General features: G+C 64.5%; 13 protein-coding genes and 1 pseudogene. 1 reads left to right on the top strand and 13 read right to left on the bottom strand.

Annotated elements, in window-relative coordinates:
• Positions 1–64 precede the first annotated feature (64 nt).
• The 12 genes and pseudogenes from M5C96_RS16960 to M5C96_RS16905 all read right to left on the bottom strand — a co-directional run bounded on the left by M5C96_RS16960 (position 65) and on the right by M5C96_RS16905 (position 16,015).
• Positions 65–1,582: a conjugal transfer protein TraG N-terminal domain-containing protein gene (locus tag M5C96_RS16960; protein WP_272564292.1), complete on the bottom strand. Its 1,518-nt coding sequence runs from the start codon at positions 1,580–1,582 to the stop codon at positions 65–67.
• 18 nt (positions 1,583–1,600) lie between these two features.
• The gene (locus M5C96_RS16955) at positions 1,601–1,951 is read right to left on the bottom strand and encodes a hypothetical protein (RefSeq protein ID WP_272564290.1); all 351 of its coding nucleotides are present in this window, start codon (positions 1,949–1,951) and stop codon (positions 1,601–1,603) included.
• Positions 1,948–3,237, bottom strand: a pseudogene (locus M5C96_RS16950) (integrating conjugative element protein); the annotation flags it as partial. The pseudogene M5C96_RS16950 and the gene M5C96_RS16955, both read right to left, overlap by 4 nt.
• Positions 3,238–3,365: 128 nt before the next feature.
• Positions 3,366–4,268, bottom strand: a complete 903-nt coding sequence (locus M5C96_RS16945; protein ID WP_442867397.1) for a TIGR03756 family integrating conjugative element protein — start codon at positions 4,266–4,268, stop codon at positions 3,366–3,368.
• 47 nt (positions 4,269–4,315) lie between these two features.
• Complete coding sequence (locus M5C96_RS16940) at positions 4,316–4,768, bottom strand: TIGR03757 family integrating conjugative element protein (RefSeq protein WP_272564286.1); 453 nt, start codon at positions 4,766–4,768, stop codon at positions 4,316–4,318.
• A 44-nt stretch (positions 4,769–4,812) separates the two neighbouring features.
• Positions 4,813–5,547: a DsbA family protein gene (locus tag M5C96_RS16935; protein ID WP_272564285.1), complete on the bottom strand. Its 735-nt coding sequence runs from the start codon at positions 5,545–5,547 to the stop codon at positions 4,813–4,815.
• Positions 5,548–5,665: 118 nt separating this feature from the next.
• Positions 5,666–6,433, bottom strand: a complete 768-nt coding sequence (locus M5C96_RS16930) for an AP2/ERF family transcription factor (RefSeq protein ID WP_272564284.1) — start codon at positions 6,431–6,433, stop codon at positions 5,666–5,668.
• A gap of 126 nt (positions 6,434–6,559) precedes the next feature.
• Positions 6,560–7,369: a Bug family tripartite tricarboxylate transporter substrate binding protein gene (locus M5C96_RS16925; RefSeq protein WP_272564283.1), complete on the bottom strand. Its 810-nt coding sequence runs from the start codon at positions 7,367–7,369 to the stop codon at positions 6,560–6,562.
• A gap of 712 nt (positions 7,370–8,081) precedes the next feature.
• On the bottom strand, positions 8,082–8,759 hold the full coding sequence (locus M5C96_RS16920; protein WP_272564282.1) for a hypothetical protein: 678 nt from the start codon (positions 8,757–8,759) through the stop codon (positions 8,082–8,084).
• A complete protein-coding gene (locus tag M5C96_RS16915) occupies positions 8,760–13,622 on the bottom strand; it encodes a DUF6531 domain-containing protein (protein WP_272564281.1) in 4,863 nt (1,620 codons plus the stop codon).
• 3 nt (positions 13,623–13,625) lie between these two features.
• Complete coding sequence (locus M5C96_RS16910) at positions 13,626–14,741, bottom strand: 3-oxoacyl-ACP synthase (RefSeq protein ID WP_272564280.1); 1,116 nt, start codon at positions 14,739–14,741, stop codon at positions 13,626–13,628.
• Positions 14,738–16,015 carry a hypothetical protein gene (locus M5C96_RS16905; protein ID WP_272564279.1) on the bottom strand — a complete coding sequence of 426 codons (1,278 nt, stop codon included), beginning with the start codon at positions 16,013–16,015 and terminating at the stop codon, positions 14,738–14,740. Before M5C96_RS16905 ends, M5C96_RS16910 begins: the two co-directional genes overlap by 4 nt.
• A 56-nt stretch (positions 16,016–16,071) precedes the next feature.
• Between M5C96_RS16905 and M5C96_RS16900 the strand changes: the two genes are divergently transcribed.
• Complete coding sequence (locus M5C96_RS16900; RefSeq protein ID WP_272564278.1) at positions 16,072–17,061, top strand: DUF2169 family type VI secretion system accessory protein; 990 nt, start codon at positions 16,072–16,074, stop codon at positions 17,059–17,061.
• A 12-nt stretch (positions 17,062–17,073) separates the two neighbouring features.
• On the opposite strand, the gene M5C96_RS16895 is transcribed toward M5C96_RS16900, so the two are convergent.
• Complete coding sequence (locus tag M5C96_RS16895) at positions 17,074–17,517, bottom strand: hypothetical protein (protein ID WP_272564276.1); 444 nt, start codon at positions 17,515–17,517, stop codon at positions 17,074–17,076.
• Positions 17,518–17,525 lie beyond the last annotated feature (8 nt).

Here is a 17,525-nt window from a genome sequence, read left to right as displayed (position 1 = left end):
CCCGTTGTTCACAACGATGCCTCTCACGAGATGTTCGAAGATGAGTGAGGTTGTACGTTTTCGGTCATCTCAGGTTGCTTGAGACGGCACCCATTCCTTTTGACGCAGCATTCCCCGCGCCCTTGGTGCCTTCGGAAAATGCCTGTGCAACACTTCCGATGCGGACACCTGCCCAAGTCAAAGCGGTGATCCAAACCCCTGGCAGGACGACGAACATCGTCGCCATCACGAAGTTCAGCAGCATGTCGCCGAACGCATTGTCCAGGCCCATCGCGAGATTGAAATTCGTCATCGGGCGGTTCCACCCCCAGCCCCAGCCATAGAGCGCATCCAGGATCGTGCTGTCGATCCACCGTGCCAGCTGGAACCAGAAATCCACGAAGTACAGCGCGAAGAACACGCAACTGCTCGTCATCAGCACCTTGAGATCGTAGGTGCCGATCACCAGCACCATCGGGATGCAGATCACCAGCGCCATCTTGAGCAGCGACAACACCATGGGCAGGGCCTGGCGCAGCACATCCATCGCCGGGAAGAAGCCCGGCGTACCCAGGGCGAGCCCCACGTTGCCCGCCCCGCGCGCCAGATCGTTGAAGAACGTCTTGTCGATCTGCCCGCCATAGTCCGTGTATACCTCCCCCTGGTTCAGCTTCTGCTGGCGGGGTGCCGCAATCGCCCGGATCACCGAATCGTCCAGCTCGCTGCGGGACACGAACCCCGCATAATTGGCCAGCCGCGTGAGCAGGCTCGGGCTCACCTGGGCCAGGAGCCGCGCCCGCAGACCCGTCTGGCCATCCGACCACCACTGGCGGCACGTCGGGTAGCCCCCGCCGCTGGCGACTTCGGCCAGGCCCGCATCCCGCTCGGCCTCATAGGGCCATCCCTCGCGCGGCGTGCGTGAACGGTAGCGGTCGTAATACCCCGCCGTGTCCACGAAGAACCGCGAACCGATCCAGGTCACCTCGTTGCCCTGCGCCTCGTCCAGATCGGGCCGCTGCATGAACAACCGCGCCCGCGCCGGCCCGTAGCAGTCCTTCGAGAAATCCGCCACCTCCTGGGCCAGCACCGGATCGTCGATGCGCGTGGCATCCACTTCCATCCGCATCTGCCGCAAGTCCGTGCCGCAGGGAATCGCCGCCACCGCCGCGCCTGTCACTGCCTTGCTCATCGAATGCAGGAAGAACCACCACACCGGCACCTTCGCCGACTGCTCGTTCAGCGTCGTGAACGACTGGCTCCAGCCCGTCTGCGCGGGCGTGGGCACCCTTGTCTGGCACTGGGTGGAGCGCGACGCGTCGAAGCGGATCGTGGACAGATCCACATCAATGAACGGGATGCCCCCGAACAGCACCACCACGATCGCCACGAACACCCGGTTCTCGATCCGCAGGGCGCTCAACACCCCCTTGTTGCCCTCGTCGGCCCCTTCGGAGCGTGCCTTGAGCCACTCCTGGATCACGATGGTCAGGAACGGGATCGCGAACACGCCGCTGGCGACCAGCACGTTCCAGATTCCGTTGTGGACCAGCCAGCCCACCAGGGTCAGGTAATACTCCAGATAGTCCGTCGTGTAGAGCGTCATCGGCCGATCCCTCCGGTGTCAGCGTGCCTGCAGCAGCAGGCTGCATTCCAGTGCCACCAGCGCCATGGCCGCGGCGACTTCGGCGCGCAGGAACCGCTGGTGCGCCTTGCCGTCCGGCTCGCGGGCGCACTGACGCCTGCGCATCCACACCCACCCCCAGCCGGTCCCCGCATACAGCGAAAGCCGCCATGCGAAAAACCACGCCGCCTGCTCCTGGAGCCAGCGGTCCCACTGGGTGATGCTGCCGAGCATCCGGATGCCCACCAGATTGGCGACAACGGCGACCGCGATCACTGCCGCCGCCCACAGCAGCGCCACTGCGGCCCGCCGACCCGGCAGCCAGCGCAGTCGCAGCCACGCGGGCATCATGGCGTGCCCCCACGCGTGGGGGGCTGTTGCAGTTGATCGAGCCGGTTGCGCGTCGGGTCGCCCTGATAGATGCCGCGCGATCCCGCCGCACGCGTGCCGTGCCGCTGGATGATGGCCATGGGCGCGTTGTTGGCGAGCTCGCGGCGCAACTCCAGTTCCGTCTTGAGATTGCGGATCTCGCGGTCCAGGAGGTCGCTGTCCTGGCCTACCGCCTGCTGGGCCAGTTCGTTGGCGGCCACGTTGGGCTCCATCCGCCCGGTCAGCAGCGTGCGCTGGAGCAGCAACGCCTTCTCCAGCACGCTCGCCAAGGCCACTTCGGAGGCCAGTCGCCGGGCCAGAACGTCCTGGTCCGGTTCGTCGCGCAGCGCCTCGATCACCCCCCGCGTCACGGGCAGCGAGCCGCTACTCGCGGCTTGCAGGTTCTCGAAGCTCGTCGGCTGGCGACCGGCAACCAAGTCCTGCAGCACCTGCAGCTTGGTGTCGTATTCCTCCTGAATGAGGGGCGTCAGGCCGACGCCGGGCACGGTCTGGGTCTTGGTGCAACTGTCGCAAGTGCGCTGTTCCTCCTCGCCCAGCACCCGCGTGGCCCATTCGACCGCCGCTTGCGGGGACGACCAGGTCTCGCAGGCCAGCCGGTTGCCACACCCGGCGGCATCGATGGGCGACGTGTCCTCGACCCCGCGCCCGTTCACCAGGTTGTAGCCCGCGCGCGTCACGTCCGCGACCACCCGGATGGGTGCCTGGCCGGCACCGCCGGCATTGCGCCCGCCCACCCAGGGCACGCCGTCCTTGCCCCGATGGCGTTCCGCCTCGTCGATGGCCGAAACCGCATCGGTGCTGGCCACGGCCTTCTTGAGGGCCATGCCTTCGGCCAACTGGCCCCAGCCCAACTGGCCGCCCGCCATGTCCGCCATCCGGTTCGCGATCCCGCGGCAGGTCGCCTTCGAGCGGTCGAAATCCAGCCGCGCCTGCAGCACCCCGTTGGTCAGCAGGTTGTACAGGCCCGGATCGGCGCGCTGGATGATCAGCGCCGGCAGCGACGCCACCGCGCTGCTGGCGTTCTGGATCACCGACGACATGATGGTCTGGAACCCGTTGGTGACCCCATTGAGCTGGTTCTGGATCGTGGTCGCGATGTTCATGTCGCCGCAAATGAGATTGCTGTTCCAGCCGACCCCTACCCCGATCGAGCGCATCTGGGCGGCACTGGTCATGGACACTGCGCGCCCCCCGCCGATGCTGTAGAGCACATCGTCCCCGATCACGCTGCCCTGGCGCTGCAAGCCGTAATCGCTGGCCTTGTCGCCAGCCTTCTCGCCGGTCTGATCGGCGCTCTGGGCCACCGCGCCGACATGCAGAGATACCACCGCCATCGCCGTGACCAGGGCGAACGTGCGCGTCGAATGAGAAACCGTCATGGCCGCAAGCCTCCACCGTTGAAATCCATGCTGCCCAGGAACACCTGGCCCCGCCGCTGGCAGCAGCTGTAGGGGCGCCACAGCGCCCAGGCGTAATCGCCACGCGGGGCCTGCACCCGGGTATTCGAGTGAGGGAACACCGCACAGGTGGGCGACAGGGCAGGGGTCAGTTCCTGCCACTTCCCCGTGAAGGCATTGCCTTCGATGAGCTCACCGGCAGGCCAGTAGCCGGCGCGCGGCTTGGAGAGCATCGGCTGATAGACATGCGGCTGTCCGCGCCGCGTGACGACATCGCCGGCCCGCTGGGCCACCACGGCTCCGCTCTTGTGGTCGTCCGTCTGGTGCAGGAAGCCGCCCCGCGGATAGACCGCACCCCATAGATTGAGGGTGGTGCGAGCGCCGATCTCCCGCATGCCGGGGATCAGTGCTTCGGGATAGACCGCTTCGGGCACGTTGTAGCGCCAGGCCACGGTATCGAGCGTGCTGATCAGATAGGGCATGAAGGCCGTGCCCGCGCCCTCGCAGCTATACCCGGAGGCGCTGGCAAAACGGCCGAACAGCGATCCGCCCGGATGGCCGATCACATCGGCGTTCTTGAATCTGGAGAGATTGTTCTCGTTGCTCTGGTTGGTCGTGCCGTCGCCGCCCGCGACTGCGGTGGGATTGGGCATGCCCATCGCACGCACCTCGACCCACGGGTTCTCGCCCGTGTTGGCATAGCTCGACACGACGGCATCCGGCACGTAGTGACGGACCTTCACCGAGGTGCGCACCGAGCAGCCCGACTTCGAGCAGCGCAGCCAGTAGCAGATGCCCACCACCCGATACTCCAGGCAATCCGGTGACAGTGCGGACGAGGCGATGGTGGCGGTGTCCAGTGCCAAGGCGGTCGAAGCCATGCCCAGGAGGGCGGCAGCGATCCCGCCGCGCCATGCAGGTCGGTGTTTCATCGGTGGGCCCTTCGGTAGGCCGCGATGCGGGCGGACGCCTTCGCCACATCGGGCTCGCCATAGACGACGTAGCGCCGGTCCACGACCACCGCAGGCAGGGTGGTGATCCCCAGGCTCCAGGCATCGGCCACGCCCTGATAGGCCGCTGCCAGTTCCCGCTGCATCGTCGCGCCACCTCGGCTCAGGCGTTCTCGCGCAATGGCCTGCGCGTGTGCTGGATCGGCCGGCAGTTGGGTGCCGATGCGGGATTCGATCTGGCTGGCCGCATCGAGGTGGACAACGGCCACCTCCGGGGAAACGCCGATCAAAGGGATCGATTGCAGCGTGAAGACCCTCACCTCTGCGGCCTGGGCGAAGGTCGATGCGAAGGCGCTGGCCAGAGCGATGGCCGCCGTGAGCAACGGACCTCCCCGCGGGGTTGAACTTGGCCGAACAAAAACACTGGTCATGGTGAACTCCCGCACAACGGACGCCTCGGATGGCACCGTGCAGTTCACTGCGAATCGGCGGCGGGGTCAGCCAACAATCGGGAGTCCGAGGCAACCGGATTGCCGCTGCCCATCAAATCCAGGGCCGACAGCAGCGCGTCGCCCTCGACCTGTCCCTGCAGCAGCAAAGACTGCCCGCTGAGGGTGTCGGTCACCCGCACGGTCGGGGTGGCGACCACGCCCTCGCGCGCCCCTGCCGCCGCTTGCGCCTGAACGGCGGCGCGGCCCCAGCCGCTGTCCAGGCATTCCTGAACGTCCGGCGTGGTGCCGGGATAGCGCTGGCCGTCCTCCAGACCCTGGCCGCCGCCACGGGTGTTGCGGTAAATCCACGCCACGGCGTCCCAATAGCCGCTGTGGCCATGGGCCTGTCCCACGCATTCGACCAACGCGGCCAGGTTCGATGCCGCCGGTTCGTGTGTCGGCAAGGGAAGGTGGTGCCATTGCAGGCGGGTGTCGTTATGCCGGTCGATCCAGTCCTTCAGCGCCGGATAGTAGGTCTTGCAAAACGGGCATTCGAGATCCGCATAAAGGGTGAGCGCGAACCGCGCCTGCATGGGCCCATGCACCCAGGGGCCGCCGCTGGCCTCCATCGGGTCGTCATTGCGCGCGTCTTCCGCAACCCGGTGCTCGTCAGAGCCGCCACGGTGAAGCCCGATGTAGAGCGTCAAGGAGGCCAGCAGCGTTCCGGCCAGAAGGGTGAGGGCAGGGCGCCGATAGCGAGCAAGGCGGGGGTGCGGCATGGTGCGTTCCGATCTTCCCGGCGCGGATATCGCGCCCGAAAACCCAGTCAAACACACGGTCCCGCCACCATGGACCAACAAAGCGAACTGGCGGATCTCCCGATTGGCGAGCCTTGCGCTATCGGGTCCGGTTCTGTGGCGGGGGCGGGTTCAGCACCCATTCCCGGCGTTGCTCCAGCGCAAGCCGCATGGCCTCCTCCTCGCCATGGCGCCCCACAGAAAAGCACTTGCGCCGAACCTTGCCGTCGGACGTCGAATACTCCGCGACCCAGTATTCGCCGGTCCACACCCCGCCGCGGCGCATGGTCCGGGTCCACCGATAGCGGTACACGCGGCGCTCCAGCGACAGCCGTGTCGGCGATCGCTCACCCCGGTCCTTGCGAAGACGAGGCATGGCAGAGCGATCCATGTCGGGGAGTGCCTGGCCTTGGGGTTCACCGTCAGGGTGGCGAACCATCCACCCTTCCACGGTTTGGAGCATCTGGTGCCGTGCCTCGATTGCCAGCTCCCTGGCGCGCTCCTCGCCGAATTTCTTCACTGCAAAGGATCGGCGCTGTGATTTGCCGTTGGCCAGATACACCGTGGCCGACCAGCGACCCCCTCCCGGATCAACATTCCGAGAGACGCCCGGCACCCCGGAGGTGTTGTTCTTGCGGACGATGGCGCTGAACTCCCGCAGGCTCAACGGACGGATGGTCCGCAGCAATTCGTCGCGGTAGACAAGTGCTGCGGCCCTGGCGTCTTCTACGCCGCCGTGATCTGTGACCGCGAACTCGCGTTGATAGCGCTGGCCCTGCCGCACCAGCATGACTGACCAGCGCACCAGGACCCCTTTATAAAACCGTGGCGTGAGGGCGTAAATCTTTGGGTAGGCAGCTTGCGTCATGGATAAAAAATTGCAGGAGCTACACGCGCTGCTCCCCATGCGTTTCCTGGAACGGGCGCTCTGTTCATAACGCTGAGCGGGACAGGATCGTGACGTGACCCATGCCCACCGCATGAACGCGGCACCTCACTCGCTGGCGATCCGCAGCGACTGGATGGTGCGTGACCAGAGGTCGTGATCGGCCTGCAGCACGTCGCGCACTTGCAGCGGCGACAGGGAGGCATGCACCATGCCCAGTCCCTTGAGCCGCTCGGCTACTTCTGGCAGCGCGATGACGCGATGGATCTCCTGGTTGAGCAGGGCGCGGCGGCTGGCCTCCAGCCCGCGCGGTGCGAACGCGCCATACCAGTTGGTCACCTCGAACCCCTTGAGCGTTTCCGAAACGCTGGGGAGGTCCGGCAGCAATTCCGAACGGGACTTCTCGGTCACGGCTACGAGTCGCACCTTGCCCGCCTGGGCGTGGGGCAGCAGCAGCGAGGCCCCGCCTGCATACAGCTGGCATTCGTCCTGAACCAATGCCGCCACGGCAGGGCCACCGCCTTTGTAGGGCACATGAACGATGTCCAGACCGGCGGTCTTCGCCAGCAGCGCGACCGTGAGGTGGTTGTGCGTACCGATGCCCCCGGTCGAATAGTTGACCTTGCCCGGATTGGCGCGGATGTAGGCCAGCAGTTCCGGGAAGGTGCGCGCTGGAACGCTGGCCGAGACGGCCACCACATTGATCGCATAGGCCAGCAAGGCCACCGTGTCGAAATCGTTCATGGGATCGAACGACAGGTTCTTGTAGATGCTGCCGTTCATCGCATGCGTGGACATGGCACCGATTTCGAGGGTGTAGCCATCGGCGGGTGAGCGGGCGACCAGGGCCGCTCCCACATTACCGCCAGCGCCGGGCACATTCTCGACGACCAAGGCCTGCCCGCTGGCGGGAAACATGTGTTTGGAAAGCAGGCGCGCCAGAATATCGGTGGAGCCACCGGCCGGAAACGGGGAAATCAAACGAACCGGCTTGTTCGGGAAATCTTCCTTCGCGGTGGCTGCGAAGGGTAATCCTGTATTTGCGAGACAGAGCGCCAGCGCAGCGCGGCGCGAAATGGCATGTGGTCTCGGAAAATTTCTCTCCATATCACCTCCCTGATTTTATTTGGGAAAATCCCAATGAAATTTTAAAGGAGTGTGTTTTTGGAGAGTGTCAAAGATTCCGAAAAATTGTTGCAGCTTGTTGTTTTGTGCGTGACTGCTCCTTTACTGCCTAGTTCTTGGTTGGAAGCGTCCCTAGTAGAGCGCGCCTTGTTATCTAACGGGAACCTCTCAAAACCCCGATTTCTGCCAATCGATGCCCTTATAAATCAACGAGTTACGACGCTAAAACTTGCGAATTCGGAGGTTTTGAGAGGTTCCCTAACGTCTCGTTAGCGAAATCAACTTGCTCGGGACGGTTCGTAAACGAATCGGTCAATACTGCAACTAGGTTACCCAGGATGTTTTGCATTGGCCGCAGCCATCATCTGTTCTCATTTCGTGGACCGGTCGTGTTAACCGGCCATTGGTTGGTAACGGCGAGTGGACGATCACCCTGCCGGCCCTAAGGTACGTGGCTACGGCAGTCCAGTGGCTAAAAATTAGAGTTTTCCTTTCGATTAGATCTTTATTTATCTCTTTTCCAGATCACAACGTCAAAATTGCCAGATTTCCCTGGGGCTCTAACCTCTAACAGCTGATTTTGTTCGTCATGGATATATTTGTAAATATCATTAGTATCCCATTCTTTGGTGTATATATACTCTTCAAATATATTTTGTTTTTCGTCTTTCCTGAGTAGGTTAACTAAGAAGTTTCCATCTCTTGCGTAATTAACGTTGATAATTTTATCATCACGCGTAAATGTTTTTCCAATGCTTTTGAGAGAGTCTTCTTTTTGTCTGGAATTTCTGCGAAAACCTCTTAAATTTAAATGTAAAATCTCATTAATATTATATTCAAATAATGAAATATCAATAACAGTATCTAATTCGATGGGATGGCGGGTAACTATATGCTTGCCTTCTAGAAATCCTGATGAGTGAATCCCTTTATTGCTTGCTTCATCTGTGCTTTGATATTGTCTTTTTATAATTTTTGCAGGTTGATAACCCATGATTTCATTGCGATATGGCAACGGATAAAAGTAATCTCCGCGCGAGTAACGCCAACTGCTTGGCAATGCAAGCGAGGATTCAACTCTATTTTCTTTTGAAATGGTTATCTTTTTTTCGTGAAAGAGGTTTTTGCATTCGGAGATAATGTCTCGGAATTCGGGAATTTCGATTAGAGGTGTAACAATCATTTATCTGCAGCAACAAGAAAAAGTGTACTTCCAGCTGCCGTTTTCCAGCCGGCGACCAATATCTCTAAGAGCATTTTCTACATCTCCTCCTCTTTTCTCAACTCCTTTGAGGATCTGATATATGAGTTTATCGTTCATGTCACTGTGCACATGAGGGCCAGCATGATAGGTACCCTGTGTTCTGGCAGCGGCAGCTCCTGGGTGATTAGCGGTTGCCGTTTGTGCAGGATTTGTTCCCCAAAGCCTAGCACCGTTCGAGGCATCGTCAATGCCAATATTATTTCTCCCTAAAATCTCTCTAGAGTTCTGAACGTGTTTATTCTTCTTGCAATTCTCCTGAACAATATGGTGGGGGGTCTGGCCTTGCCGTAAACCTCGACCCGCTTGTCCCATATTTCTACCCAGCTTATCAGCAGTTAAGCCCAACAAATCTGCCCAGACCGTAGGCGATGCTGCGTAGATAAATGAATTAGTCCCTCCCAATAAGCCAATCGGGTCCTGATGCACGAATCTGCCTGTCACCGGATCGTAATACCGGAAGCGGTTGTAATGCAGCCCCGTTTCCCCATCGAAATACTGCCCCTGGAATCGCAGCGGCTGCTCCACAAGGTTGAGGCTCTGGACCTCTCCGCTCACCGCCAACGCCAGCGGTCTTTCATTGGCCGTGAACACCGCCGCTTCCCCATCAGTGCCCGTGCTGCGAAGCATCTGCAGCGCCTGCGCCTGCCCCCATACCTTGTAGCTCGCTGCCCACACGATCCGCCCCGCCTCGTCCGTCAACTCCTGCGGCGCCCCGATCTGGTCGCACTGGTAGTAGTAGATGGCGAAGTCTTTGTCTTCGGCTTTCTCATTTGCTACATCTTTTGTAGCAATATGCCCTAGTACTTCTTGCACTGGAGCCTGTTTCGCCTCCGACTCCAGCTTGGCCAGCGGCACGAAGCTGTCCGGCTCGTACAGGTATTCGCTGACTTTGCTGCCCCGTATTTCTCCCGCGAGCAGGTCGCCGTCATAGACGAACCGGGTCTTGCCGAAGGCGTCCGTCTTGTCGATACGCCGCCCCAGCGCGTCGTAGCGGTAGCGCGTGGTCTGCACGGTGGCGGCAGGCTCGGTTTGGCCATGGCCGGCAGCCGGCACCGATTGCAGCGCGGGCCGGTCCCGGTAGCGCGTGACGGTGGCCTCCACGATCTGGTGCTCCGCGCTGTAGCGATAGTTCTGCACCGTGTGCCAGCCCACCAGCCGTTGCACGACGTTGCCATGCAGGTCGTAGGTGAACCGCAGATCCTGGTATACGGTGAGACGGTTGGTGGGCACCTTCTCCCGCTCGTGGCTCACGCCGCCGGCGCTTTGCTCGCCGCCCCGGTTGGGGTTGAGCAGGTTGCCGGCCGGATCGAACGTGAATTGCTCGCGGTCTTCTCCCTGCTGCGTACCCTGCGTCGTGCTCCGCGTGCCTTTGTGCGCCGACAGGATGCGGCCCAGCGCGTCGTAGCGGTATTCGCTGGCGCCCCGCAGGCTGTCCTGCGTGGCCGTGAGGTTGCCGCCCCGGTCGTACTGGTAGTGCCGCGCAATCCGATGGCCTGAAGGAAGGTGTGGCAGACGGGCCAGCAGGTCGGACAGGCCCGGTGGGCCGGGCATTCCGGGTGGTGGGTCCCGGTCCCGCAACGACGCCTCCGTGGCCGCACCGGGCAGCGTTTGCAAGGCGGCTTCCCGGCTCACTTTGTGGGCCACCAGCCGGCCCATGGGGTCCAGGCCGTAGCGGCTGGTCAACGCCCCTTGCGTGCGCGAGATCTCCTGGTGCAGCGCATCGCGCTCCATGTCGCTGACGGTGTGGCCATCCACCCGGATCTGGTGCAGGTGCCCGGAGCCGTAGTACAGCCATTGCACGTTCTTGCCGCTGGGCAACACGCTGGCGATTCGGTTGCCCAGGGCGTCGTAGGCGTGGCGGAAGGTGAAGTGCCGATCCGCCTGGGCCTGCGCGCTGTCTGCCTGGGCATCGCCCAGATGGACCTGCGTTTCCTCGACCAGTTGCGACAGTGGGTCGTAGGCGAATCGAACCTGGGCCTGCGCGTTGGCGCAGCCGACCATGCGGCCCAGCAGGTCGTAGGCGTAGCTGGCCGCCTCTCCATTGCTGTGGACCTTGGCCAGCAGCCGGCCCAGCCGATCGCGCTGGAAGTGCGTGCGCTTCGGTAACGGCGCATCGGGCGCCATGTCGTACGGCGTGTCCGGCGGCTCGGCCGCATCGCGTTCGTGCAACTCGGTCAGCTCGCCCGCCGCGTTGTACCGGTAGCGCTGGATTCGGCCATCGAAGCCGATCTCCTGCACCAGGTTGTCAGCCGCGTCGTAGTGAAACTGGTACCAGGCGCCGTTCTCGTTTTGCAGCGCCACGAGCCGCCCCACCGCGTCGTAGCGGTAGCGCAGGCTTTGGCCCTGCGGGTCCTGGCGCTCCACGGGCTGGTCCAGGCCGTTGTACGCGTAGCGGGTGATGGCGCCCTTGGGGTCGGTGTAGGCCACCAAGTTGCCCTGGGCGTCGTGGTCGTAGCGGTGCTCGGCCCCGTCGGCTTGCGTTGCGATGCGCAACTGGCCCAGCGCGTCGTGCTGGTAGCGCGTGGCCTGGCCCAGGGCATCGACGCTGGCGGCCAGGTTGCCCAGGATGTCGTACTGGTAGCGGGTGGTGCGGCCCGAGCAGTCGGTGTAGGCCACCAGTTGGCCGGCCGCATCCCATTGCAGATGCCGGGTCTTGCCGTGGGCGTCCTCGATGGCAACGGGCAGGCCGCGCGGGTCGTATTGGTAGCGGGTGGCGTGGCCCAGCGCGTCGGTGTGCTCGCGCAGGTCGCCACGCGCGTCGTAGTCGTTCTTCCAGACGTGGCCCAGGGCGTCGATGATCTCGGTGGGCAGGCTCAAAGCGTTGTAGCGCAGCCGCGTGGTGGCGCCGGCCGCGTCGGTCGCAGCGCGCAGATTACCTAAGTGATCGAACTCATAGCGTGTGGTGCGACCCAGTGCGTCCGTAGTGGCGATGGGGTTGCCCGCCCGATCCATCTGGGTTTCTGTGCGCACGGGCTGGCCGTCCGGTCCGGGTTCCGTGACGGCAACGACTTCGTTGTGCGCGTTGTAGTGGTAGCTGGTGCGCCGGCCTAGGGCATCGGTGACGTGGGTGGTGCGCGACCCCAGGTCGTATTCGAAGCGGGTGTCCCGCAGGCCGGGAGTATCGGTCCAAGTGCGCACCACGCGCCCCCCTGCGTCCAGCCGGCTCCACTGTTGGTGGTGGGTGAAACCGTTCTTGTTGGTGTAGGCCACCAGGAGGTGATTTTCATAGCGGTACGCCTTGGTGCCGCCCTGCGCATCGGTGGCACTGCAGAGATTGGCGTGCGTATCGCCCTGCAGGTTGCCCGCGCTGTCGTAGGCATAACGCACTAGCACCCCGCCCTGGTGTTCCACGCCATCGAGGGTGCGGGGTTCCAGGCGCACCTCGGCCAGCAGGCCGGCGTCGGTCCAGCCGAAGTGCAACTCGCGCCCGGCGCTGTCGGTGAGGCCGGCGGGGCGGGGCGCAATGCCGTCCACGCCGGTTTCTTCATAGGCCGGGTAGTGCAGCGTGATGGCATTGCCGTGGCGGTCGCGCAGCCGCGCCAGGGGCAGACGCCACTGGCCGGGCACGGGCTTGGCGAACTCGTGCCGCAGTCCGTCGGTGGCCTCGACGCTGTAGTGCCCGTCTTCGTGGTGGATGAGAGTGATTTTTTCCCGCTCGGCGAAGTGGCGCTGTCCGGGTTGCAAGGGCGGGAACTCCATCCGGCGCCCGCGCGCATCGTAGTAATGCACATGGCCGTGGACCAGGGCCAGCTCGATGCTCAAGGGCGTGCTCCACCCCCAGCCCAGCCAGCCGGGGCGCCGGTCGGCCGAGCGGTAAAAGCGCCGCCATTCCAGCGGCAGCAGGCCAGGCAAGGCAAAGTCGGTTTCCGACAATATCTTGACGCCGGTGGCGAAGATGACAGGTTCGCAACTGCCCATTTCGCAGCCCGGAATGCCCGGTTTGGGCTTGTTTGCGTCATCGATAATTTTGGCCTGTGTGTTGGGATTGACCTGGTTGTCCCCGCGGCTCCCGACCGAGTCCGGCTTGGCCTTGGCGCGCTTGGCAATCTTGCCGATGACGAAGCCAACCACGATTCGCGCCAATTCGTCTGCGATGAATTGGGCGATCTGATCGAGCTTCTCGTCCGTCATCGGCGGCGCAAGCATTTCTTGAACCTGCTTGGCGACCTCTTCCATTTGGACGCCGGCCTCTGCGGCCGCCGCACCGCCGACGAGGACGTTCAGGCCAGGAATCGCCTTCCCCAGCAGCTTGAACGCAGGCCCCACCAGCGACCACGGATCCGTGAGGCTATCGCCCACCGCAATGAGCTCGTCCCCCAACGCGCCAGGAAGTTTGTCGAGGACCTTGACGGCCAGTTGGTCGTAGGGGCCCGGCAGGGCCTTCATGGCCGCCCATTCGAACCAGCCAGGCTCAACGACTTTGGCGTTGCTTTTGGTGGTATCGAACGAGCGGACGCTGCCCCGGCCCTCGAATTTGGTGTCGCTGCTGTAGCTGGTGGGTTCGGCCGCGCCTCCCACCACCTGGGAGCGCACGCCGGCAATGCCGCCCAGCCGGTCGGGCGTGGCAGGAATGGATTCGAACCGGCTGCCGGCCACCGAGACCGGCTGGCCGTCGATCTTGAGCGTGGCGGTGCCGTTCTTGAGTCCCGGCCCGTGGGCCATGTTCAGGATCGGAACTGGTGGCCCGTTGGGCTTGGGGAACACCGGATTGATCGGCCCCGGAATCATGGCCGGGCTGCGCCCCTCGTGGATCGCCCTGCGGTCGTTGACGTACGTGGCCATGGGTCAAGCAGCTTCGCGGTTGCGGGTGGATGGGGATGGCATCGGTGCGTGGGTGTGGTTCCAGGTGGCGACCCAGGCGGCCGTTCGCGTGGACAGGCCGGTCACGCTTTGCAGGCCGGCGTGGCCGCTCAGTGCCACGGGCATGTGCGGGTGATGCAAGTCCTGGCGCATTTCATGCAGCAGGCACAGAAGCAGCGGCGCCCAGGCGGCGCCCATCTCGCCCAGGAAGGCGGCGGGTTCCTGCATCGCAGGATGGCCGTGTTGCGCGGCGAGGGCCGCACTCAGGTTAGTGAGTTCGCTACCGCGCCAAGGGCTGCCGTCCGTGTCGCTCCAGTACGAATGCAGTGCCTCCGCCGGCAGGGTCGCGGCCTTCAGGGCCTGGATGGCAGCGTCGATGAGGCCCGCGCCGCCCAGGATGGCTTCACTGCCCACGCGCGGCGCGGCTTCCTGCCCGAAGCCCGGCGGAAACACGGTGACGTAGTTCGCCGCACAAGGCTTGCGCGCCAGCCGCACGAAAGCGGCCCCTTCCGAAGCGATGAAGCCCTCGGTGTGGCCGTTGACCTTGAGCCAGCGCCGTTCATAGAGGCAGTCCACGACGGCCGGGTCGACCAGGCTGTCCACGCCACCGAATACGACCTCGGGCACGGCGGGATGTTCGTGCAGGAAGCGGTATGCCGCAGCCAGCGCATCTGCCCCGCCCACCGACCCGCCCGTGTACAGCATCAACGGCAGGAATTCGGGGGCCACGTCGAGCGCACGCGGCAACTCCAACGCGAACCGCTGGGCATCGATGAGGCCACGCAGTTCGGGCAGTGGCTCGGGAAGCGCGATGAAGACCGGGATCGGCCGGACCAGCGGCCATGCCGCGGTGGATGCGGTGGTGGGCCCTTGCAGCGCTTCATGCAACGCGGGTGCTGCCAGCCGGACCAATCGATCGACGCCGGTGCAGTCGGGCGCGATGGCCTGCACGCGCGACACCGTGGCCTGGTGATCGATGTGGCCCTTGATGGGCTGGCGGGTGAAGGCCGCGAAGCGGCTGGCCACGGCGCTGCCGGTCTGCCAGGCACGCGTGCCGATGGGCGTGCACGCCCCCGCAGCGGCGATGGTCAAGGGGGTCATGGCGCGGTCCCGGTGATGACGGCCCGCTCGAAGACGGACGCGGTGGTGAGCGCGAGCGCCTGCACACTGGCGAGGTCGTCGGCCTCGATCCAGAGCACGCCGCCCATGCGCGATGCTTGTTCGACGTACAGCAGTTGCCGCAACGGTGCCCCCACTCGGGTAGCGGCGTCCCCCAGGACAACCGCCTGGCGTGGCAGGCCGAGCCGCAACGCGGGGCCCGTGGCAGGCAGGGCCGCCAGGGTGCTGTCCACCCATTGGGCGCGTTCACCGGCAGGGCGCGTGCGGTCGAACAGACCATCGGAGGGGACGCTGGTCAGCAACGCCACGCTGTCGGCCAATGCCCGGCATGCCAACTCGTCGTCCCACGGCGTGTGCGTCGCCAGGTGCCGCAGCAGGGGGCCGTCGCCGACCAGGGCGGCGGCATAGATCTGCTGGCTCCAGGCCATCGCGGGAAAGCGCCCCGCCCGCAAGGCAACGGCGAGGTCGTGGCCTGCGCCTGCCGCGCACAGCCCCAGGGCGATGCTGGAATCGGGCGCGCGTGCCAGCAGGGCCTTGGCGCTGGCGATCTGCTGGGAACTGCCCATGAGGGCCAGTGCCACAAGGGCGGCGTCTGCATCGCTCGATGTCTCCAGCGCTTGCAGTGCCTTGGCTTCGTCGCCCTGGCCCAGGCAGCGCCACTGGCACAGGGCAGGCATCCCGCCTGGCATCGGTCCCGCCATGGCATGCAGGGCCTGTGCGTAGGCGTCACAGACGCCTGGCCGCGCGATGGCCAGGCGCATGAGCAGCCGCACCAACGATGGGTGGTTTTGCGCCACTGCTTGTGCTGCGCGCGGAGCAAGGTAGGCGCCCACGGCTTCATCGAAGCAAAAGCGCAGCGCGTTGAACACGGCGGACGGGTGGGTCTGCAGGTGGTCGTTCCAGAGGGCGGGCGCCACGTCGCCGGGCCGGCCCAATTGGAGCTTGAGGACTTCGATGCATGCGTGGGCGAAAACGGCGGGACCTTCCTGCTGCAATTCGTGCCCTGCGGCGGCGATTTCTGCATGAAAATCCGCCTCCATCGCCGGGGCGTTCGCCAGGTGCAGCTTGAGGGAGGCCAGGCTCTGGACGATGCCTTCATCGAAGACCGCCAGGGCCTGCAGCCGATGCGCCGGCACGGTGAGCATGTGGGCGCGGCGCCAATACTGCGTCACCAGCGAACGCGCCATGCGCAGGGGCAGCGTGCGCAGGACGGGGATGTCGATGGCACGGGCGAGGGGAAGTGGGACGACACTCATGGACGGCCTTCGCACGCAAGGTTGGGATCAGGCCAAAAACAGTAGGGAGGCATACGATGCTGGAGAATTTGACGCCTTTTGCCGCAGAAATCCTGCCCGGTTATGGGGTGGATGGCGGGTTGCAGAGGATCGTGGTGGTCAAGGCCACGCTGGATTTCCGGTCGCGGTTGGTGACGCAGAGCAAGGGGTTGCCGATCCTGCGGGGCGATCAATTCTTTGATGCGCCGGGCATGGAAAGCGTGGTGCGCTTCGAGAGCGATTTGGTGCCGTTCAAGCCCCGGGTGGATGTCATCGTCAACGCCGTGGCCTACGCGCCCGGCGGCAAGCCCGTGGCGTCGTTCGATGCCGGTCTCCAGATCGGCCGCGAGTCGCGCACGGTGCGCGTCTTTGGCGAGCGCGTGTGGCGCAAGCGGCTGGGGTTGTTCCCGGTGGCGGTCGAACAGGCACCCGCGCTGCGCGTGCCCGTGGCCTATCACCTGGCCTACGGCGGTCAGGACCCGGCCGATGCGCAGGCCTTCGCACCGGGCAATCCGACAGGCCTGGGCTTCAGTGCAGGCCTGCCGCCCGATGGTTGGCCGCTGCCACGGCTCGAATGGCCGGATCAGTTGATCCGCGCTTCCGGCGACACGCCGGTGCCGGCCGGGTTCGGCTGCTTCGGCCGCACCTGGCTCCCGCGGCGCAAGCTGCTGGGCAGCTATGGACCGGCGGAGTGGCAGGTGCCGGGCATCGTGGGGCGGATGCCGCAATCGTTCGACCCGGCGGCCTGGAACTGCGCGCATCCTAGGATGCAGTTTTCTTTCGAGCAGGTGAAACCCGGCACATCGATCCAGTGGGTCCACTTGAGTGCCCAGGGGCCGTCGCAGATCACCCTGCCCGACATCCGGCCTTGCGTTTCCTGGACGGCGGGCGGCAAGAGCCATACCGCGTCCCCGCATTTCGACACCGTGACCATCGAGCCCGAGCATGGCCACTTCGCATTGACGTGGCGGCATGCGCTGCCGCAGGGAGAGCAGGGACGGGCGGACGGGGTGCAAATCCATCTTTGAGGAGCCAGCGGATCAGTTGATCCGGACTTCGGCGGCGTCGATGTCCACGAGATCGCGCGCGTCGTGCTCGATGGTGAGGGCGACGATGCGGGTCAGGCCCTCGGCGGTGAGACGCAGTGTCGCGGAGCCAGCAGCGAGCGTGATCGACTGGTGCGACTGCAGCCGGATGGGCCGGTCGTCCCAAGGCACCGCCGCTGAGGGGCTGAGAACGGCAGTGATGACGGCACGGCCCTCGCCGGTGCGCGTCAGCAGCACTTCGTCGCCGGGCACCAGCAGCGGCAGCATGACCCCCACGCGCGCCTCCAGGGTTTCGGTCCCCAGCACCACGGTGTAGGTGTCCTGCTGCGCAGTGGCGGATGACACGGTGGCTTGCCACAGGTGCACGGTGCCCGCAGGATCGGGGGAATCGCCCGGGGATGGCGTGGTGGGAGGCGCAATGGGTTGCACGATGGCCATGGCGTGGC

The sequence above is a fragment of the Acidovorax sp. GBBC 1281 genome (assembly GCF_028473645.1).
Taxonomy (GTDB): domain Bacteria; phylum Pseudomonadota; class Gammaproteobacteria; order Burkholderiales; family Burkholderiaceae_C; genus Paracidovorax.
The sequence above is the reverse complement of the archived record's forward strand: the minus strand, read 5'-3'. Positions and strand labels throughout refer to the sequence as shown.